At 74.3% G+C, this 649-nt stretch carries 1 pseudogene; it reads left to right on the forward strand.

Annotated elements, in window-relative coordinates:
* Positions 1–649: pseudogene (locus tag KUM32_RS37335) on the forward strand (hypothetical protein); the annotation flags it as partial.

Below are 649 nucleotides of genomic sequence, written 5' to 3' on the forward strand. Positions count from 1 at the left end.
CGGATGCCGACTCCTCCGGCCAGTGGGACACCAGCGCCTGGGGGGGCGCGGGGCAGTCCGACGCGAGGCAGGTGGACACCGGCCAGTCCGAGGTTGGTGCGTACGACACCGGGCAGTTCGTGACCGGGTCGTTCGTCGCCGGGCCCGCGGATACCGGTCAGTTGGACGGCGGGCCCTTCGCCACCGGCACCTTCGACGTCGGCCCCTTCGCGGATCAGGCGTACGACACCGGACAGTTCGCCCCTGGCCAGTTCGACTCCGGGCAGTTCGACGCCGCGCAGTGGAACACCGGCACCCTGGACGGCGTCCCGCGCCAGCCCGGGCGGCACGAGAGCGGCCAGTGGGACACCGGGCAGTGGGAGACCGGAGGGTCCGAGTCCGGCCCGTACGGCAGCATCCAGTGGGACACCGGCTCCTTCCAGGTTCCGGACACCGCCGGCGACGTGACCCGTGGCGCGGCGATGGACCTGCCGGGCGAGGCGCACGCCGGCGCGCCGGGGCGGTACGACGAGAACGGCGGCTGGGACACCGGCTCCTTCGCGACGGCGCCCGCCGGGGTTCCCGGCTACGAGCAGCCCTACTCGCAAGCGGAGTCGGGCGACGAGGAGCACACCAGGGCGCACGAGCGGGCGTACGACCCGGCGCCCGA

The sequence above is a fragment of the Streptomyces sp. AC627_RSS907 genome (assembly GCF_019049165.1).